The following is a 15,102-nucleotide window of genomic DNA, read 5'->3' as shown; positions in this document are numbered from 1 at the left end:
GAACGGGGGTGGGGTGCGTGAGCGCGGCGCCGGGTTGTCTGGCGGCCAACGACTGGGTCTGCGCGGAGTACCTCAGCTCCCGGGCCCAGGAGCTGACGGACGCGACGGTCCAGCACGTGTGGATCACGGCCGTGTCCGTGCTCATCGGGCTGGCCGTGGCCTTCCCGCTGGCCCTGCTGGTGCGCGCCCGGCCGCGGTTCGCCGGGCCGGTGCTGGGGCTGACGACCGTGCTCTACACCGTTCCGTCGCTGGCCATGTTCTCGCTGCTGCTGCCCTTCTTCGGGCTCTCGGCGGCCCTGGTGGTGACGGGCCTCGTGCTGTACTCGCTGACGATCCTCGTACGGAACATCCTGGCGGGACTCGCGGCGGTGCCCGAGGAGGCGCGGGAGGCCGCGCAGGGCATGGGGTACGGGCGCGGGCGGCTGCTGTGGGAGGTCGAACTGCCGCTGGCGCTGCCGGCCGTGATGGCGGGCGTGCGGATGGCGACGGTCTCGACGATCGCCCTGACGACGGTCGGCGCGCTCGTCGACCACGGCGGGCTCGGCACGCTCATCACGAGCGGGCTGAAGAGCTTCTTCAAGGCGCAGGTGCTCACGGCGTCGGTCCTGTGCGTGCTGCTGGCGGTGGCGGCGGACCTGCTGCTGCTCGGCGTGCAGCGGCTGCTGACCCCGTGGACGCGCGTACCGGCACGGGCGGGCGGGGCGGGCTGAGCGATGGGTGCGGTGACCGGCGCCTGGACCTGGCTGACGACCGGGGCCAACTGGCAGGGCGAGAGCGGAGTGTGGCACCGGCTCGGCGAGCACGTGTGGTTCAGCGGTGTCTGCCTGCTGATCTCGTGCCTCGTCGCGCTGCCCCTGGCGCTCTGGCTGGGACACATCGGCAAGGGCGGCGCGCTCGCCGTCAACCTCTCCAACGTGGGCCGGGCGGTGCCCACGCTCGCGGTGCTCGTGCTGCTCACCCTCACCCCCCTCGGGCGCCACGGCGACCTGCCGGTGATCGTCGCCCTGGTGCTGTTCGCGGTGCCTCCGCTGCTCACCAACGCGTACCTCGGCATGCGGGAGGTCGACCGGGCGGTGGTCGAGGCGGCACGCGGCATGGGCATGTCCGGCGGACAGCTGTTCCGGAAGGTCGAACTGCCCCTCGCCTACCCGATGGTGCTGACCGGGCTGCGGTCGGCGACCGTCCAGGTGATCGCCACCGCGACGCTCGCCGCGATGGCCGGGCAGGGCGGGCTCGGCCGGATCATCACCGCGGGTTTCAACACGTACAACACCGCGCAGGTGGTCGCGGGGGCGCTGATCGTCGGGGGGCTCGCCCTGGCGGTCGAGGGTCTGCTGGTGCTCGCCGGCCGGGCGTTCGACCCGGCGCGGCGGAAGAACGTATCGACATCCGGACGGAGAACGTGATGAGCAGGACCTCGCGCAGGGCGGGTGTGGCGCTGGCCGTGGTGGCGCTGGGCGGCGGACTCGTCGCATGCGGCGGCGACAGCCTGGAGAAGAAGGGCGGCGCGGACGCCGCGTCCTCCGGCGGCGGCGCCAAGGGCACCCTCGTCGTCGGCTCGGCCGGTTTCACCGAGGCCAACGTGCTGGCGGAGCTGTACGCCCAGGTGCTCGCGGATGCCGGGTACACCACGTCCGTCAAGACCGTGGAGAACCGGGAACTGTACGAACCGTCCCTGGAGAAGGGCGAGATCGACGTCGTTCCGGAATACGCGGCTACGCTTGCGGAATTCCTCAACGCGAAGGTGAACGGACCGAAGGCGCCGGAGGAGAAGCCCGTCGCCTCCAGTGATGTCGGCGCCACCGTCGCGGCTCTGGAGAAGCTCGCGGCACCGCGCGGACTGAAGGTGCTCCCGGCCGGTGAAGCGGTGGATCAGAACGCCTTCGCCGTGACGAAGGAATTCGCCGCGAAGAACAAGCTCACGTCCCTTTCCGACCTCGGCGCCGCCAAGCTGAAGGTGAAGATCGCGGCGGGCGACGAGTGCGAGATCCGGCCGTTCTGCGCGCCGGGGCTGAAGAAGACGTACGGAATCGATGTGACGGGCATCGACCCCAAGGGGGTCGGTACGCCGCAGGCCAAGCAGGCGGTCAAGGACGGCATCGACCAGCTGGTGCTGACCACCACGACCGATGCCACGCTGGACCAGTTCGGGCTGGTGCTGCTGGCGGACGACAAGAAGCTCCAGAATGCAGACAATGTGCTGCCGGTCGTCAATGCGAAGGATGCCGGATCGGCGGAGATAGCCACCGCCCTCGGCAAGATCACCAAAGTCCTCACGACCGGTGATCTGATCGACCTGAACAGGAAGGTGGACGCCGAGCGGGCAAAGCCGGCGGACGTGGCGAAGGCTTACCTGGAGGCCAAGGGCCTGATCGGCGGGTAACGGGGACGGGGAGAAGAGCGGATCGACCCGGCGGGGAACCGGCGGTAGACGGCTGGCAAAACATTGCCGGGCCGATGCCCCAAACAGCGCCTACGCACGGTAAATTTCAGGCCATGCCACGTGGACGCCACCGCCATTCCCCGCCCCTGCACAGGCTTCTGCCGCCGTCGGCGGTCGCCGGAGCGTCGGTTCTCTGTGCCGGAGGCGCCTGGCTCCTCGCGGATCCGCTGGTCCTGCGCCTGCTGGTCGCCGCGGCCGCGGCGGCGGCCGTCACCGGCGCGGTGCTCATGCGCAGTTGGGACCGCGCGGCGGGCCGTCGCGTCGCCGAGCTCACCCGGGCCCGGGCGGGCGACCAGTGGCGCACGGAGGAGCGGATAGCCGAGCTGGAGACCGACCTGGAGGAGTCGCGCGAGCTGCGCGCCAAGCTGGAGGCCAAGCTGCGCGCCAAGCGCGTCGAGCTGGCCGGGCTGCGCAACGAGCACGCCGAACTGCTGCGCCGGTACGCCACCGCCGAGACCGAGCGGGCCAGCGCCCTGGAGGGCCGCCGGCAGCTCGCGCTGGAGGCCGCTGTCCCCGCCGGGCAGCTGCCCGCCGCGGGATCCACGCCCACCGCGGCCGCCTACCTCCGGGCGGCCAAGGCCCTAGACGACCTCACGCGCAACGCCGCCGTGCAGGAGGCCAGGCGCACCGCCGAGGAAGCACGTCGCCGCGACCTGGCCGAGCGGGCCAGGGAAGCGGAGGCCGACGAGCCGCAGGGGAAGCACGCGGCGGCCGCCGGGCAGCCGCAGGGCCACCCGTCGTCCGCCGCCCCCTCCGTCCACGGCGCCTCCGCGATGCGCACGGTTCCGGCGGCGGCCGCGGTGGTGCCGCGCGCCGCGCAGCGCCGCCCGGCCCCCCGCCTGCAGGGCGGCTTCGACTTCTTCGGCACGCAGACGCAGAAGACGCCCGCCGCCATCGAGGCCGTCCAGCACGAGGACCTGGCGGACGTCGTGGGCGAGGAGGCCCTCGCCGTACGGCGCAGGGAGGACCACGCGGTCGGCAAGGTCATCGACCTGACGGCGCACGACGAGACCGAGCAGCTCGACGTGGTGGAGCTGCGGCGCGACGCCGTGTCGTAGTCCGCGTCCCCGCGCGGGGCCCGGCCGGGCGCTCCGGCCGGGCCGGCGTCACTTGTCGATGTCGCCCACGACGAAGAAGAACGACCCCAGGATCGCCACCATGTCGGCCACCAGCGTGCCCGGCAACAGCTCGGTCAGCGCCTGGATGTTGTTGTACGACGCCGAGCGCAGCTTGAGGCGGTACGGCGTCTTGTCCCCCTTGGAGACCAGGTAGTAGCCGTTGATGCCGAGCGGGTTCTCGGTCCAGGCGTACGTGTGGCCCTCGGGCGCCTTCAGCACCTTCGGCAGCCGCTGGTTGATCGGCCCGGGCGGCAGCTCGGCGATCCGGTCCAGGCAGGCGTCGGCGAGATCGATCGAGTTGTGCGTCTGCTCCAGCAGGCACTCGAAGCGGGCCAGGCAGTCGCCCTCCTCGCGGGTGACGACCTTCAGGGTGTCCTGGAGCTCCCCGTACGCCAGGTACGGCTCGTCGCGGCGCAGGTCGAAGTCGACGCCGGACGCGCGGGCGATCGGGCCGCTGACGCCGTACGCGTGGATGATCGCGGGCGGCAGCGCGCCCACGCCCCGCGTCCGGCCGCGGAAGATCTCGTTGCCGAGGACCAGGCGGTCGTAGACGTCCATGCGGGAGCGGATCGCCGCCACCGCCTGCCGGGCGCGGCCGAGCCAGCCGGCCGGCAGGTCCTCCTTCAGGCCGCCGACCCGGTTGAACATGTAGTGGATGCGGCCGCCGGAGACCTCCTCCATGACGTGCTGGAGGTCCTCCCGCTCGCGGAAAGCATGGAAGATCGGGGTGATACCGCCCAGTTCGAGGGGGTACGAGCCCAGGAACATCAGGTGGTTGAGGACCCGGTTCAGCTCCGCCAGCAGCGTGCGCGTCCACACGGCGCGTTCCGGGACCTCCATGCCGAGCATCCGCTCCACGGCCATGACCACACCGAGCTCGTTGGAGAACGCGGACAGCCAGTCGTGCCGGTTGGCCAGCATGATGATCTGGCGGTAGTCGCGCGCCTCGAAGAGCTTCTCCGCGCCGCGGTGCATGTAGCCGATGACCGGCTCGGCGTGCTGGATCAGCTCGCCGTCGAGGACCAGGCGCAGGCGCAGCACGCCGTGGGTGGAAGGGTGCTGCGGGCCGATGTTCAGCACCATGTCGGTGCTCTCCGCCGCACCGCCGATGCCGACCGTGGCCTGCCTGGGCTGCGTCCTGTCCGTCATGGCGGACAGTATCCCTCGCCCGGCACCGGCTGGAGCAGCCAGGTGAAGTCCCCGAGCCCGCCGCGCGCCGTCAGCTCGGCGGCCTCCCCGGCGGCGGCCAGAGCCCGTACGTAGCCGGCGGGATCGGTCCGGGCCATCCCCAGGGGCGGCCGCACCCCCGCGATCCCGAGCCGCCGCAGCGCCTCCCGCTGCGTGACCAGCTCCGGACCGCGCTCCGTGCCCGTGACCGGCTCCGCGGCCCCCGCCGCCGGCGCGCCCGCGGACGCGGAAGCGCTCTCCCTGCCCGTGGCCGGCCCCGCGGCACCCGCCGCCACGTGCGCGCCCGCGGCCGCGCACGCGTCCAGGGCCACGTGGGACGTGATGTCGCACCGGCCGTCCGGCACCGGGGGCACCTCGCGGCCCGCGCGGAAGCCGGTCAGCGTGCCGAACGGCGGCCGCGCCCCGGCCGTATGGGCGTAGTCGACCGCCACCGCCAGGCCGGCGGAGAGCGAGCCCACCGCGCGGGCCCACGCCTCGTCGCGGGGCAGGCCGATCTCGGCGCGCTCGCCCGGCTCCCGCAGCGGCCACCAGCGCGCCAGCCACCGCGCGTCGGCCCCCGCCACCGGCGCGCCCAGCCGCTCGGTCCCGTCGGGCGCCACCTCCACGTACCGGGGCGTGCCCGAGCCGTCCGCCTCGGCCACGTCCACCGGGACGTTGTCCAGCCACTCGTTCGCGAACAGCACCCCGCGCACCCCGGCCGGGAGCCGCTCCGCCCAGGAGATCCGCGGGTCCAGCCCCGCCGGGCGGGCGGCCCGCTCGACGGCGTGCGCCCGTACCCGCAGACCGGCCGGCGCCGCCGCGAGCACGCCGGTGAGCAGCTCGCCCCGCCCCGCGCCCACGTCGACCAGGTCCACCTCGTCCGTCCCCAGCTCCTCCGCGACCCGCGCGAGCAGCCGGGCCACCGCCGCGGCGAACAGCGGCGAGGCGTGCACGGACGTGCGGAAGTGCCCCGCCGGCCCCTCGGGCCGCAGGTAGAAGCCGTCGGACCCGTACAGAGCGGACTCCGTGGCCGCCCGCCAGCCACGCCATTGACACGTCTCATCCGTCACGGGCACCAGTCTCCACCTTGGGGAGTAGGCCCTTTCGTTGCGGATAGGACCTCCGGTTGACCCCTGCACCTATCCGTTTCCCTACGCTGGGTTACGTGCAGCGCCTCTACGACTTCATCCGCAGGCACCCCACGGGCGTCGACAGCTTCTGGGCTGTGATGCTCCTCGGGTTCTCCATGCTGTGGGTGGCCAACGAACCCGTCGGTGCCGACCCCCGCGCCGCGGCGGCCGGCATCGTCCTGCTGCTCTGCCTGGCCGTGGCGCTGCGCCGCCGCGCGCCCGAGAGGATGCTGCTGCTCGTCGCCGGCCTCGGGGCGGCGCAGCTGGTGCTCGACATCCATACGAACCCGGCCGACTTCGCCATGCTGGTCGTCATCTACACGGTGGCCGCACACGGCGACGGCCCCCGCTGGGCGACCCGCCTCGCCCTGGTCGGCGGCGTGGCCGCGGCACCGCTGTCGCAGGTGCGCTGGCCGGCCGAGGAGGTGTCGACGGCCGGGCGGATCTTCTTCACCGTCGTGATGACCGTGCCGTTCGTCCTCGCCTGGGTGCTCGGCGACTCCATGCGCACGCGCCGCGCCTACTTCGCGCAGCTGGAGGAGCGCGCCACGCGCCTGGAGAAGGAGCGCGAGGCGCAGGCCAAGGTGGCCGTCGCCGCCGAGCGCGCCCGGATCGCGCGCGAACTGCACGACGTCGTGGCGCACAACGTCTCCGTGATGGTCGTCCAGGCCGACGGCGCCGCCTACGTCCTCGACAGCTCGCCCGAGCAGGCCAAGCAGGCACTGGAGACCATCTCCACCACCGGCCGCCAGGCCCTCGCCGAGATGCGGCGGCTCCTCGGCATCCTGCGCACCGGCGAGCCGCAGGACTCCGAGGACTACGTACCGCAGCCGGACGTCGAGCAGATCGGCGAGCTCGTCGAACAGGTCCGCACCGCCGGCCTGGCCGTCGACTTCCGGATCGAGGGCACCCCGCGCCCGCTGCCGAGCGGCGTCGAGCTCACCGCCTACCGCATCGTCCAGGAGGCCCTGACCAACACCCGCAAGCACGGCGGCCCGGACGTCGGGGCGAGCGTGCGGCTGGTGTACTTCGACGACGGGCTGGGCCTGCTCGTCGAGGACGACGGCCGGGGCGCGACGCAGGAGCTGTACCAGGACGGCGGCGCCGACGGCCGGGGCCACGGCCTGATCGGCATGCGCGAGCGCGTCGGTATGGTCGGCGGCACCCTGGATGCCGGACCGCGGCCGGGCGGCGGCTTCCGGATCAGCGCCCTGCTCCCCCTCAAGCCCGCCCACTGACCCGCACCCCGAAGGAACCGCATGTCGATCCGTGTGATGCTCGTCGACGACCAGGTACTGCTGCGCACCGGATTCCGCATGGTGCTCGCCGCCCAGCCGGACATGGAGGTCGTCGCGGAAGCGGGCGACGGGGCCGAGGCCATCGAGATCCTGCGCTCCACCGCGGTCGACGTGGTGCTGATGGACGTCCGCATGCCGCGCCTCGACGGCGTGGAGGCGACCCGCCGCATCTGCGGCGCGCCCGGTGCCCCGAAGGTCCTCATCCTCACCACCTTCGACCTGGACGAGTACGCCTTCTCCGGGCTGAAGGCGGGCGCGAGCGGCTTCATGCTCAAGGACGTGCCGCCGGGGGAGCTGCTCACCGCCATCCGTTCCGTCCACAGCGGTGACGCGGTCGTCGCGCCGTCCACGACCCGCCGGCTGCTGGACCGCTTCGCCCCGATGCTGCCGTCCACGAGCGCGGAGCCGCGCAACACCACCCTGGAGAAGCTGACGGAGCGCGAGCGCGAGGTCATGATGCTGGTCGCGCAGGGCCTGTCGAACGGCGAGATCGCGACCCGGCTGGTGCTGTCCGAGGCCACCGTCAAGACCCACGTCGGCCGCATCCTCACCAAGCTGGCGCTGCGGGACCGGGTGCAGGTGGTGGTCCTCGCGTACGAGACGGGGCTGGTGCGCGCCGGGGGCGGCGGCCAGAAGTGACCGGGATGCTGCTCTGGCTCAACGGGCCGTACGGCGGCGGCAAGACCCAGACGGCGTACGAGCTGCGGCGCCGCCTGCCCGGAGCGGTCGTCTGCGACCCCGAGCACGTCGGCTTCGGCCTGCACCGCATGATCCCGGAGCCGCTGCGCGGCGACTTCCAGGACCTGGCCGCCTGGCGGCAGGGCGTGTACGAGGTCCTCGACCTGGTGCTGCGGCGCCACGAGGACGGACCGGTCATCGCCCCGATGACGCTGACGCACCCGGCGTACTTCGCCGAGGTCGTCGGCCGGCTGCGCGGCGCGGGCCACGACGTGCGCCACTTCGCGCTGCTGGCGGAGCGCGCGACCGTGCTGCGACGGCTGAGCGAGCGGGGGCTGGGCCGCGGGCTGAAGCGGGAGAGCTTCGCGGTGCGCAAGCTGGACGAGTGCCTGGAGCGGCTGGCCGCACCGGAGTTCGCGGCGCACCTGCGGACGGACCGGCTGACCGTGCCCGAGGTCGCGGACCGGGTCGCGGCAGCGGCCGGGCTGCGGCCGCTGCCGAACACGGACGGGCCGCTGCGGCACCGGCTGCGGCGGATCGGCGTGGGCCTGGCGCACATCCGCTTCGACTGAGGACGGGCCGCGGGGCCCGGGTCCTTCGTTCGGGCCAGGCCGGCCCGGTCCGATGACAGGGCACCCGCTAGCGCAGCACCGTCTCCAGGAAGTCGCTGCCGATACGGGCCACGGCGGTCACGTCCAGCTGGTGCAGGACGTACCGGCCGCGCCGGCGCGTGGTGACCAGCTGCGCCTTCTTCAGCACCGCGAGGTGGCGGGAGACCTCCGGCGGCGTGATGCCGTACGACTCGGCCAGTTCGCCGGTGGTGTACGCGGCGCGCGCCAGCTGCCGGCACAGGCGCATCCGCATGGGGTGGGCCAGCGCCTCCATGCGCAGGTGGAGCAGTTCGACGGAGGCGGGGCCGGGCAGTTCGGGCGCCCCCACCGGGTAGTGCACGACGGGGCGCCAGCCCGGTGCGTGCAGCACCCATACATGGGGCCAGCCGAAGCTGGACGGCACGAAGGTGACGCCGCTGCCGGCCGCGGTGGTGCGGCCGTCGGAGAGCTTGTCGACCGCGATGCGCCGCCGGCCGTCCTCCTCGTCGAGGCCGACGGCGGGTGAGACCGCGTGCAGCACCTCGGGCAGGCCCTTGCGCCGCAGCAGCTCCGTCTTGTGGCGGGCGTCGGCGGCGAGCGCGGGCTGGACGCGCCGCCAGGTGTCGGCGAAGAACGCCCGGTCGCAGTCCTCGAAGAGCCGGCGCAGCCAGGCCCGTACGCCGACGGGGTCGGAGAGCAGGCGGCGGGTGAACTCCAGCTGCCGGGGGCCGCGGTTGGCCGCGAGTTCCAGCGCGCGCTCGGGGCGCACGGGCCCGCCGGCCGCGTACTGCGCGGAGCAGGTGAACTCCAGGGCGGCCGCCATGAAGCGGTCCTCGTCGAGCCGGTCGAGCAGGTCCAGCTCCTCGGCGAGCGTCGCTCCGGTGCGGCCGTCACCGCCGCGGATGCCGGCGAACGGCGTCAGGATGTCCGAGAACGTCGTCGTCCACAGGAAGTCCGCCTCCAGCAGCCGGTCGGCGAGGTCCGGCTTGAGCGCGGCGGCGGTGGCGGTGGCCCAGCCGTGCAGTCCGGGATGGTGTCCCGGCTCCGACAGGGCGTGCAGCGCCACGCCCAGCTCGGCGAGGGGCGAGATCTCGAAGACGATGCGCTCGGGCGGCAGTCCGGTGATGTCGATGCTTACGCTCACGCCCCCATGGTGAGGGGTGCGGCGCCGGGCCTCCCGTCATTTGACGTCCCCCGTCAATCGGCGCGCCCCGGTGGGCCGCTGCGCCGACCCTGGAGGACATGAACGCCCTCCACCAGCACCTCCTCGACAGCTACCGCTCGGCGCAGCACGGCACCCCGCCGCCACCTCGGCCGGGCCTCCACGACTGGCGCGTGCTGCGGTCGGTCCGGGACCACCGCCGCCTGATGAAGGTGCTGCGGGGCGTCCCGGTCCGCGCCGCGCGCCCCCGGGGCAGGGCCTAGCGGGAGGCGGGCGCCCCGGGGGTGGTGTGGCGTCCTGTCGTGCGGGCTCCCGCCCCGGGGCGGGAGGCGTCCTGGCCGGCCCGGCCTCCGCGTCCGCCGCGTCACCCCTGCTCCCACGCCGCCGCGTCAGCCGGTCACCCGGCCTCCGCGTCCGCCGCGTCAGCCGGTCACCCGGGCCATGAAGTCCCGTACCGCCTCCACCACGTCCTCCCGCGACCATTCCAGCCCCGGGGCGGTGACGGAGACCTCCGTGACCGCGATGCCCGGCGGGCCCGCCGGGCCGGGGGTGAACCAGGTGCGGAAGAGCGTGACGCCCGTGTCCTCCGCCTGGCGCACGGCCGCCTCGGTGAGGACGTCGGCCTCGTACGGCAGCCAGACCTGGAACTCGTGCGTGTGCGGGGGATCGGGGTGCACCCGGAACCAGGGCGCCGTCTCCGCGAGGCCCTCCCGCAGCGCGGCCGCCACCACGCGGGCGTGGGCCGCGTACGACGGCAGCCGCGGCAGCTCCCGCTCCAGGCCCAGCAAGGCGGACAGCGCCGCCGGGAACTGCTGGAAGATCTGGCCCCCGTAGCGGTGCCGCCAGGCCCGTGCTTCCTCGACCAGCTCCTCGGGACCGGCCAGCGCCGCGCCCGAGAAGCCGCCGAGGGACTTGTAGAACGAGACGTACACGCTGTCCGCCAGACCCGCGATCTCGGAGAGCTCGCGGCCGAACCAGGGGGCGCACTCCCACAGCCTCGCGCCGTCGAAGTGCACCACCGCGTCCCGCTCGCGCGCCGCGTCCACCACGTCCACCAGCTCGTCCCAGGACGGCAGGACGAACCCGGCCTCGCGCAGCGGCAGCTCCAGCATGAGCGTGCCGAAGGGCTCGTCCAGGCTCCTGACCTCGTCGGCGGTGGGCAGCCGGGGCGCCTGCGTCGCGTGGACCGTCCGCAACCCGCTCACCGCGGACAGCGCGTCGCGTTCGTGCCGCACCGGGTGGGACTGCGGGTGCAGGGCCACGAGCGGGTTGCCCGTGCGGCCCGCCCAGCACCGCAGGGCGACCTGCTGGGCCATGGTCCCGGTGGGGAAGAACGCCGCGGCCGGGAAGCCCAGCAGCCCGGCCACCCGCCGCTCCAGCGCCTCGACGACGCCGTCGCCGTACATGTCCGCCCGGTCGGCGAGGTCGTGGACCGCGCCGGCGTCCCGCGCGAGCGCGGCCAGCCGTTCGCCCAGCGTCGGCTCCGCGGGCGAGCGCCACAGCGTCTTGCCGGAGGCCCGCCACGCGGCCACCCTGCGTGCCTTCGCGGCCCTCGCGCCGCTCGGATCACCCTCCTGGTCGTTCAGGTCGTTCAGGTCGTTCAGGTCGTCCCGGTCGCGGTCCCGGCCCCCGGCACGGTCGCGGCCCCGCCCCTCGCCCCGGTCGCGGCCCCGCCCCTCGCCCCGGTCCAGGTCCCCGCCCCGGACGCCGTCCCCGCCCTCGGGCCTGCCGTCGGTCTCGCCGTCGCGCGCGTCGCTCATCGTCCGATCATCACACCGCCAGTCACCCCCTGTGGACAGTCGGCCAGCGGAGCGAAACGCTGGCGTAGCATGACGAGAAATCGTCCGGTACCCCCCGCGGACTGGAACGGAAGGCCGTCGCCCGCGTGAACGCATCACCACCCCGCCCCGCCCGGCTCACCGTCGGCGTCGTCGGCGCCGGCCGGGTCGGACCCGCCCTCGCCGCGTCCCTGCAGCTCGCCGGGCACCGCCCGGTCGCCGTCTCCGGCGTGTCCGACGCGTCCCTGCGGCGCGCCGCCGAGCTGCTGCCCGGTGTGCCGCTGGTACCGCCCGCCCAGGTGCTGGAGCGCGCCGAGCTCGTCCTGCTCACCGTCCCCGACGACGTCCTGCCCGGCCTGGTCCAGGGACTGGCGGAGACCGGAGCCGTACGTCCCGGACAGCTCCTGGTGCACACCTCGGGGCGGTACGGCACGGCCGTGCTGGACCCGGCCCGCCGCGCCGGCGCGCTGCCGCTCGCCCTGCACCCCGTCATGACGTTCACCGGCACCCCCGTCGACGTGCAGCGGCTGGCCGGCTGCTCCTTCGGCGTCACCGCACCCGAGGAACTGCGCCTCGCCGCCGAGGCGCTGGTCATCGAGATGGGCGGCGAGCCCGAGTGGATCGCCGAGGAAGCCCGCCCGCTGTACCACGCCGCCCTGGCCCTGGGCGCGAACTACCTGGTCACCCTGGTGGCCCAGTCCATGGAACTGCTCCGCACGGCCGGGGTCGGCGCCCCCGACCGGATGCTCGGCCCGCTGCTGGGCGCCGCCCTCGACAACGCCCTGCGCTCCGGTGACGCCGCCCTGACCGGCCCCGTCGCGCGCGGCGACGCCGGCACGGTCGCCGCGCACGTCGCCGAGCTGCGCAAGCACGCCCCGGCCTCCGTCGCCGGGTACCTCGCCATGGCCCGTACGACCGCGGACCGCGCCCTCGCCCACGGTGTCCTCAAGGCGGAGCTCGCGGAGGACCTGCTCGGCGTCCTCGCGGACGGCTCGGCCGGAGCCGACGGCGGCCCCGGCGCGGAAGGAGACAGCAACCGATGAGCCCCGAGTTCGAGCTGATCGACACGCGTGACGAGCTGGACCACGTGCTGGAGCACTTCGCGCCCCGCGGCCGCACCGCGGTCGTCATGACCATGGGCGCCCTGCACGAGGGCCACGCCGCTCTCGTCCGCGCGGCCCGCGCGCACGTCGGCAGGAAGGGCTACGTCCTGGTCACGGTCTTCGTCAATCCGCTCCAGTTCGGCGCGGGCGAGGACCTCGACCGCTACCCGCGCACCCTGGAGGCCGACCTCAAGACCGCCGAGCGCGCGGGCGCCGACGCCGTCTTCGCGCCCTCCGTGGCGGAGGTCTACCCCGGCGGGGAGCCCCAGGTCCGGATCTCCGCCGGCCCCATGGGCGAGCGCCTCGAAGGCGCCTCCCGCCCGGGCCACTTCGACGGCATGCTCACCGTCGTCGCCAAGCTGCTCCACCTGACCCGCCCCGATGTCGCGTTCTTCGGCCAGAAGGACGCCCAGCAGCTCGCCCTGATCCGCCGCATGGCGCGCGACCTGAACTTCCCGGTCGAGATCGTGGGCGTGCCGACGGTCCGCGAGCCCGACGGCCTCGCGCTCTCCAGCCGCAACCGCTACCTGTCGCCGGGCGAGCGCCGTACCGCCCTCGCCCTGTCCGCCGCGCTGTTCGCCGCTCGCGACCGGCTCGCCGCGCAGGCGGCGCTGCGGGCCCGCGCCGCGACCCTGCCGGCCTCCGAGAGCCGCGCCGAGGCGCTGTCCAAGCTGGGCGAGTCCCGCGCCGCGGCCGACGCCCACGCCGTGGCCGCGGCCGGTCCCGGCGGCGCCGACGCGGTTCGGGCGGCGGCCCGCGCGGTACTCGACGAGGCGGCCAAGCGGAAGCCGCCGCTCGCCCTCGACTACCTGGCCCTGGTGGACCCCGCCGACTTCACCGAAGTGCCCGACGACCACACCGGTGAGGCGATCCTCGCGGTCGCCGCGAAGGTCGGCACCACCCGGCTCATCGACAATCTTCCCCTCACCTTCGGAGCACCCGCATGACCGGCATACGCCTCCAGGCCCCGGCCCCCGGCTGGGCCATCGACGCCGACGTCGTCGTCGTCGGCTCCGGCGTCGCCGGTCTGACCGCCGCCCTGCGCACCGCGGCCGCCGGGCTGCGTACGGTCGTCGTCACCAAGGCCCGCCTGGACGACGGCTCCACGCGCTGGGCCCAGGGCGGCATCGCCGCGGCGCTCGGCGAGGGGGACACGCCCGAACAGCACCTCGACGACACGCTCGTCGCGGGCGCCGGGCTGTGCGACGAGGAGGCCGTCCGCACCCTGGTCACCGAGGGTCCCGACGCGGTCCGCCGCCTGATCGAGACCGGTGCCCGGTTCGACACGGACGAGGCCGGCACCATCGAGCTGACCCGCGAGGGCGGCCACCACCGCCGCCGCATCGCGCACGCGGGCGGCGACGCGACCGGCGCCGAGATCTCCCGTGCCCTGGTCGACGCGGTCCGCGACCGCGGCGTGCGCACCATCGAGAACGCCCTGGTGCTGGACCTCCTCACCGACGCCGAGGGCCGTACGGCGGGCGTGACGCTGCACGTCATGGGCGAGGGGCAGCACGACGGCGTCGGCGCCGTCCACGCGCCCGCGGTCGTCCTCGCCACCGGCGGCATGGGCCAGGTCTTCTCCGCCACCACCAACCCCGCGGTCTCCACCGGCGACGGCGTCGCGCTCGCGCTGCGTGCCGGCGCCGAGGTCAGCGACCTGGAGTTCGTCCAGTTCCACCCGACCGTGCTGTTCCTCGGCCCCGACGCGGAGGGCCAGCAGCCGCTGGTCTCCGAGGCGGTCCGCGGCGAGGGCGCCCACCTGGTCGACGCGGACGGCGTCCGCTTCATGGTGGGGCAGCACGAGCTGGCCGAGCTCGCCCCGCGCGACATCGTGGCCAAGGGCATCATGCGCCGCATGCGTGAGCAGGGCGCCCGGCACATGTACCTCGACGCCCGGCACTTCGGCGCCGGGATGTGGGCGTCGCGCTTCCCGACGATCCTCGCCGCCTGCCGCGCCCACGGCATCGACCCGGTGACCGAGCCGATCCCGGTCGCCCCGGCGGCCCACTACGCCTCCGGCGGCGTCCGCACCGATCTGCACGGCCGTACGACGGTGCCCGGCCTGTACGCCTGCGGCGAGGTGGCCTGCACCGGCGTCCACGGAGCCAACCGCCTCGCGTCGAACTCGCTCCTGGAGGGCCTGGTCTTCGCGGAGCGCATCGCCGACGACATCGCCGCGCACGCCGCCCGCGAGGCCGGCGCCCCCGCGCCGCACCCCGCCCCCCGCGCCCTGCCGCTGCTGGACCCCGCCTCCCGTACGCACATCCAGCATGTGATGACGCACGGCGCCGGCGTGCTGCGCTCCGCGGCCAGCCTCGCCGAGGCCGCGAAGCAGCTCGAAGCCGTGCACGCGACCGCGGTCGCGGGTGAGGACGGCAAGGCCGCCGAGCCCGGTGTCGAGTCCTGGGAGACCACCAACCTGCTGTGCGTCGCCCGTGTCCTCGTCACGGCCGCCCGCCGCCGCGAGGAGACCCGCGGCTGCCACTGGCGCGAGGACCACCCCGGCCGCGAGGACGCGGCCTGGCGCCGCCACCTCGTCGTACGGCTGCGCCCGGACCGGACTCTGGACGTCCGCCCCACCGACAGCCAAGACTTCCCCCCGACCGTCGCCGACGCCCCCCAGGAGCCGTAA

The 15,102-nt window shown here is 74.5% G+C and carries 15 protein-coding genes; 11 read left to right on the top strand and 4 right to left on the bottom strand.

Features of this window, described 5'->3' with window-relative positions:
* Positions 1-17 precede the first annotated feature (17 nt).
* From ACIA79_RS16425 to ACIA79_RS16410, 4 genes are all read left to right on the top strand, one after another.
* On the top strand, positions 18-710 hold the full coding sequence (locus ACIA79_RS16425; RefSeq protein ID WP_399428950.1) for an ABC transporter permease: 693 nt from the start codon (positions 18-20) through the stop codon (positions 708-710).
* A gap of 3 nt (positions 711-713) precedes the next feature.
* Positions 714-1,406: an ABC transporter permease gene (locus tag ACIA79_RS16420; RefSeq protein ID WP_399428949.1), complete on the top strand. Its 693-nt coding sequence runs from the start codon at positions 714-716 to the stop codon at positions 1,404-1,406.
* Positions 1,406-2,383, top strand: coding sequence for an ABC transporter substrate-binding protein (locus tag ACIA79_RS16415; RefSeq protein ID WP_399428948.1), 978 nt, complete (start codon positions 1,406-1,408; stop codon positions 2,381-2,383). The genes ACIA79_RS16420 and ACIA79_RS16415 overlap by 1 nt, the downstream gene beginning before the upstream one ends.
* Before the next feature lie 113 nt (positions 2,384-2,496).
* Positions 2,497-3,501, top strand: a complete 1,005-nt coding sequence (locus ACIA79_RS16410; protein WP_399428947.1) for a hypothetical protein — start codon at positions 2,497-2,499, stop codon at positions 3,499-3,501.
* Positions 3,502-3,549: 48 nt separating this feature from the next.
* Here the strand turns inward: ACIA79_RS16410 and ACIA79_RS16405 are convergent, their stop codons facing one another.
* Both ACIA79_RS16405 and ACIA79_RS16400 read right to left on the bottom strand, forming a co-directional pair.
* A complete protein-coding gene (locus tag ACIA79_RS16405; protein WP_399428946.1) occupies positions 3,550-4,710 on the bottom strand; it encodes an NADH-quinone oxidoreductase subunit D in 1,161 nt (386 codons plus the stop codon).
* Positions 4,707-5,798 (bottom strand): SAM-dependent methyltransferase, encoded by a 1,092-nt coding sequence (locus tag ACIA79_RS16400; protein ID WP_399428945.1) that lies wholly within the window; start codon positions 5,796-5,798, stop codon positions 4,707-4,709. Before ACIA79_RS16400 ends, ACIA79_RS16405 begins: the two co-directional genes overlap by 4 nt.
* 95 nt (positions 5,799-5,893) lie before the next feature.
* Here ACIA79_RS16400 and ACIA79_RS16395 point away from each other — a divergent pair, with 95 nt between their 5' ends.
* From ACIA79_RS16395 to ACIA79_RS16385, 3 genes are read left to right on the top strand one after another with little or no spacing between them, the layout of a single operon-like run.
* Positions 5,894-7,096 carry a sensor histidine kinase gene (locus tag ACIA79_RS16395; RefSeq protein WP_399428944.1) on the top strand — a complete coding sequence of 401 codons (1,203 nt, stop codon included), beginning with the start codon at positions 5,894-5,896 and terminating at the stop codon, positions 7,094-7,096.
* 21 nt (positions 7,097-7,117) lie between these two features.
* Complete coding sequence (locus ACIA79_RS16390) at positions 7,118-7,795, top strand: response regulator (RefSeq protein ID WP_399428943.1); 678 nt, start codon at positions 7,118-7,120, stop codon at positions 7,793-7,795.
* A gap of 5 nt (positions 7,796-7,800) precedes the next feature.
* Complete coding sequence (locus ACIA79_RS16385) at positions 7,801-8,406, top strand: AAA family ATPase (protein ID WP_399428942.1); 606 nt, start codon at positions 7,801-7,803, stop codon at positions 8,404-8,406.
* A gap of 67 nt (positions 8,407-8,473) precedes the next feature.
* Here the strand turns inward: ACIA79_RS16385 and ACIA79_RS16380 are convergent, their stop codons facing one another.
* Positions 8,474-9,568 (bottom strand): DUF5937 family protein, encoded by a 1,095-nt coding sequence (locus ACIA79_RS16380; protein WP_399428941.1) that lies wholly within the window; start codon positions 9,566-9,568, stop codon positions 8,474-8,476.
* 98 nt (positions 9,569-9,666) lie between these two features.
* Here ACIA79_RS16380 and ACIA79_RS16375 point away from each other — a divergent pair, with 98 nt between their 5' ends.
* Positions 9,667-9,849: a hypothetical protein gene (locus ACIA79_RS16375; protein WP_399428940.1), complete on the top strand. Its 183-nt coding sequence runs from the start codon at positions 9,667-9,669 to the stop codon at positions 9,847-9,849.
* A 159-nt stretch (positions 9,850-10,008) separates the two neighbouring features.
* On the opposite strand, the gene ACIA79_RS16370 is transcribed toward ACIA79_RS16375, so the two are convergent.
* The gene (locus ACIA79_RS16370; protein ID WP_399428939.1) at positions 10,009-11,346 is read right to left on the bottom strand and encodes a threonine aldolase family protein; all 1,338 of its coding nucleotides are present in this window, start codon (positions 11,344-11,346) and stop codon (positions 10,009-10,011) included.
* 125 nt (positions 11,347-11,471) lie between these two features.
* On the opposite strand from ACIA79_RS16370, the gene ACIA79_RS16365 reads away from it, so the two are divergent.
* From ACIA79_RS16365 to ACIA79_RS16355, 3 genes are read left to right on the top strand one after another with little or no spacing between them, the layout of a single operon-like run.
* Positions 11,472-12,407: a Rossmann-like and DUF2520 domain-containing protein gene (locus tag ACIA79_RS16365; protein ID WP_399428938.1), complete on the top strand. Its 936-nt coding sequence runs from the start codon at positions 11,472-11,474 to the stop codon at positions 12,405-12,407.
* A complete protein-coding gene (panC, locus tag ACIA79_RS16360) occupies positions 12,404-13,414 on the top strand; it encodes a pantoate--beta-alanine ligase (protein WP_399428936.1) in 1,011 nt (336 codons plus the stop codon). The genes ACIA79_RS16365 and panC overlap by 4 nt, the downstream gene beginning before the upstream one ends.
* Positions 13,411-15,102 carry an L-aspartate oxidase gene (locus ACIA79_RS16355; RefSeq protein ID WP_399428935.1) on the top strand — a complete coding sequence of 564 codons (1,692 nt, stop codon included), beginning with the start codon at positions 13,411-13,413 and terminating at the stop codon, positions 15,100-15,102. Before panC ends, ACIA79_RS16355 begins: the two co-directional genes overlap by 4 nt.

Origin of the sequence: Streptomyces sp. NPDC051310, assembly GCF_044455245.1 — a bacterium.
Classification (GTDB): Bacteria; Actinomycetota; Actinomycetes; order Streptomycetales; family Streptomycetaceae; genus Streptomyces.
The sequence above is the reverse complement of the archived record's forward strand: the minus strand, read 5'-3'. Positions and strand labels throughout refer to the sequence as shown.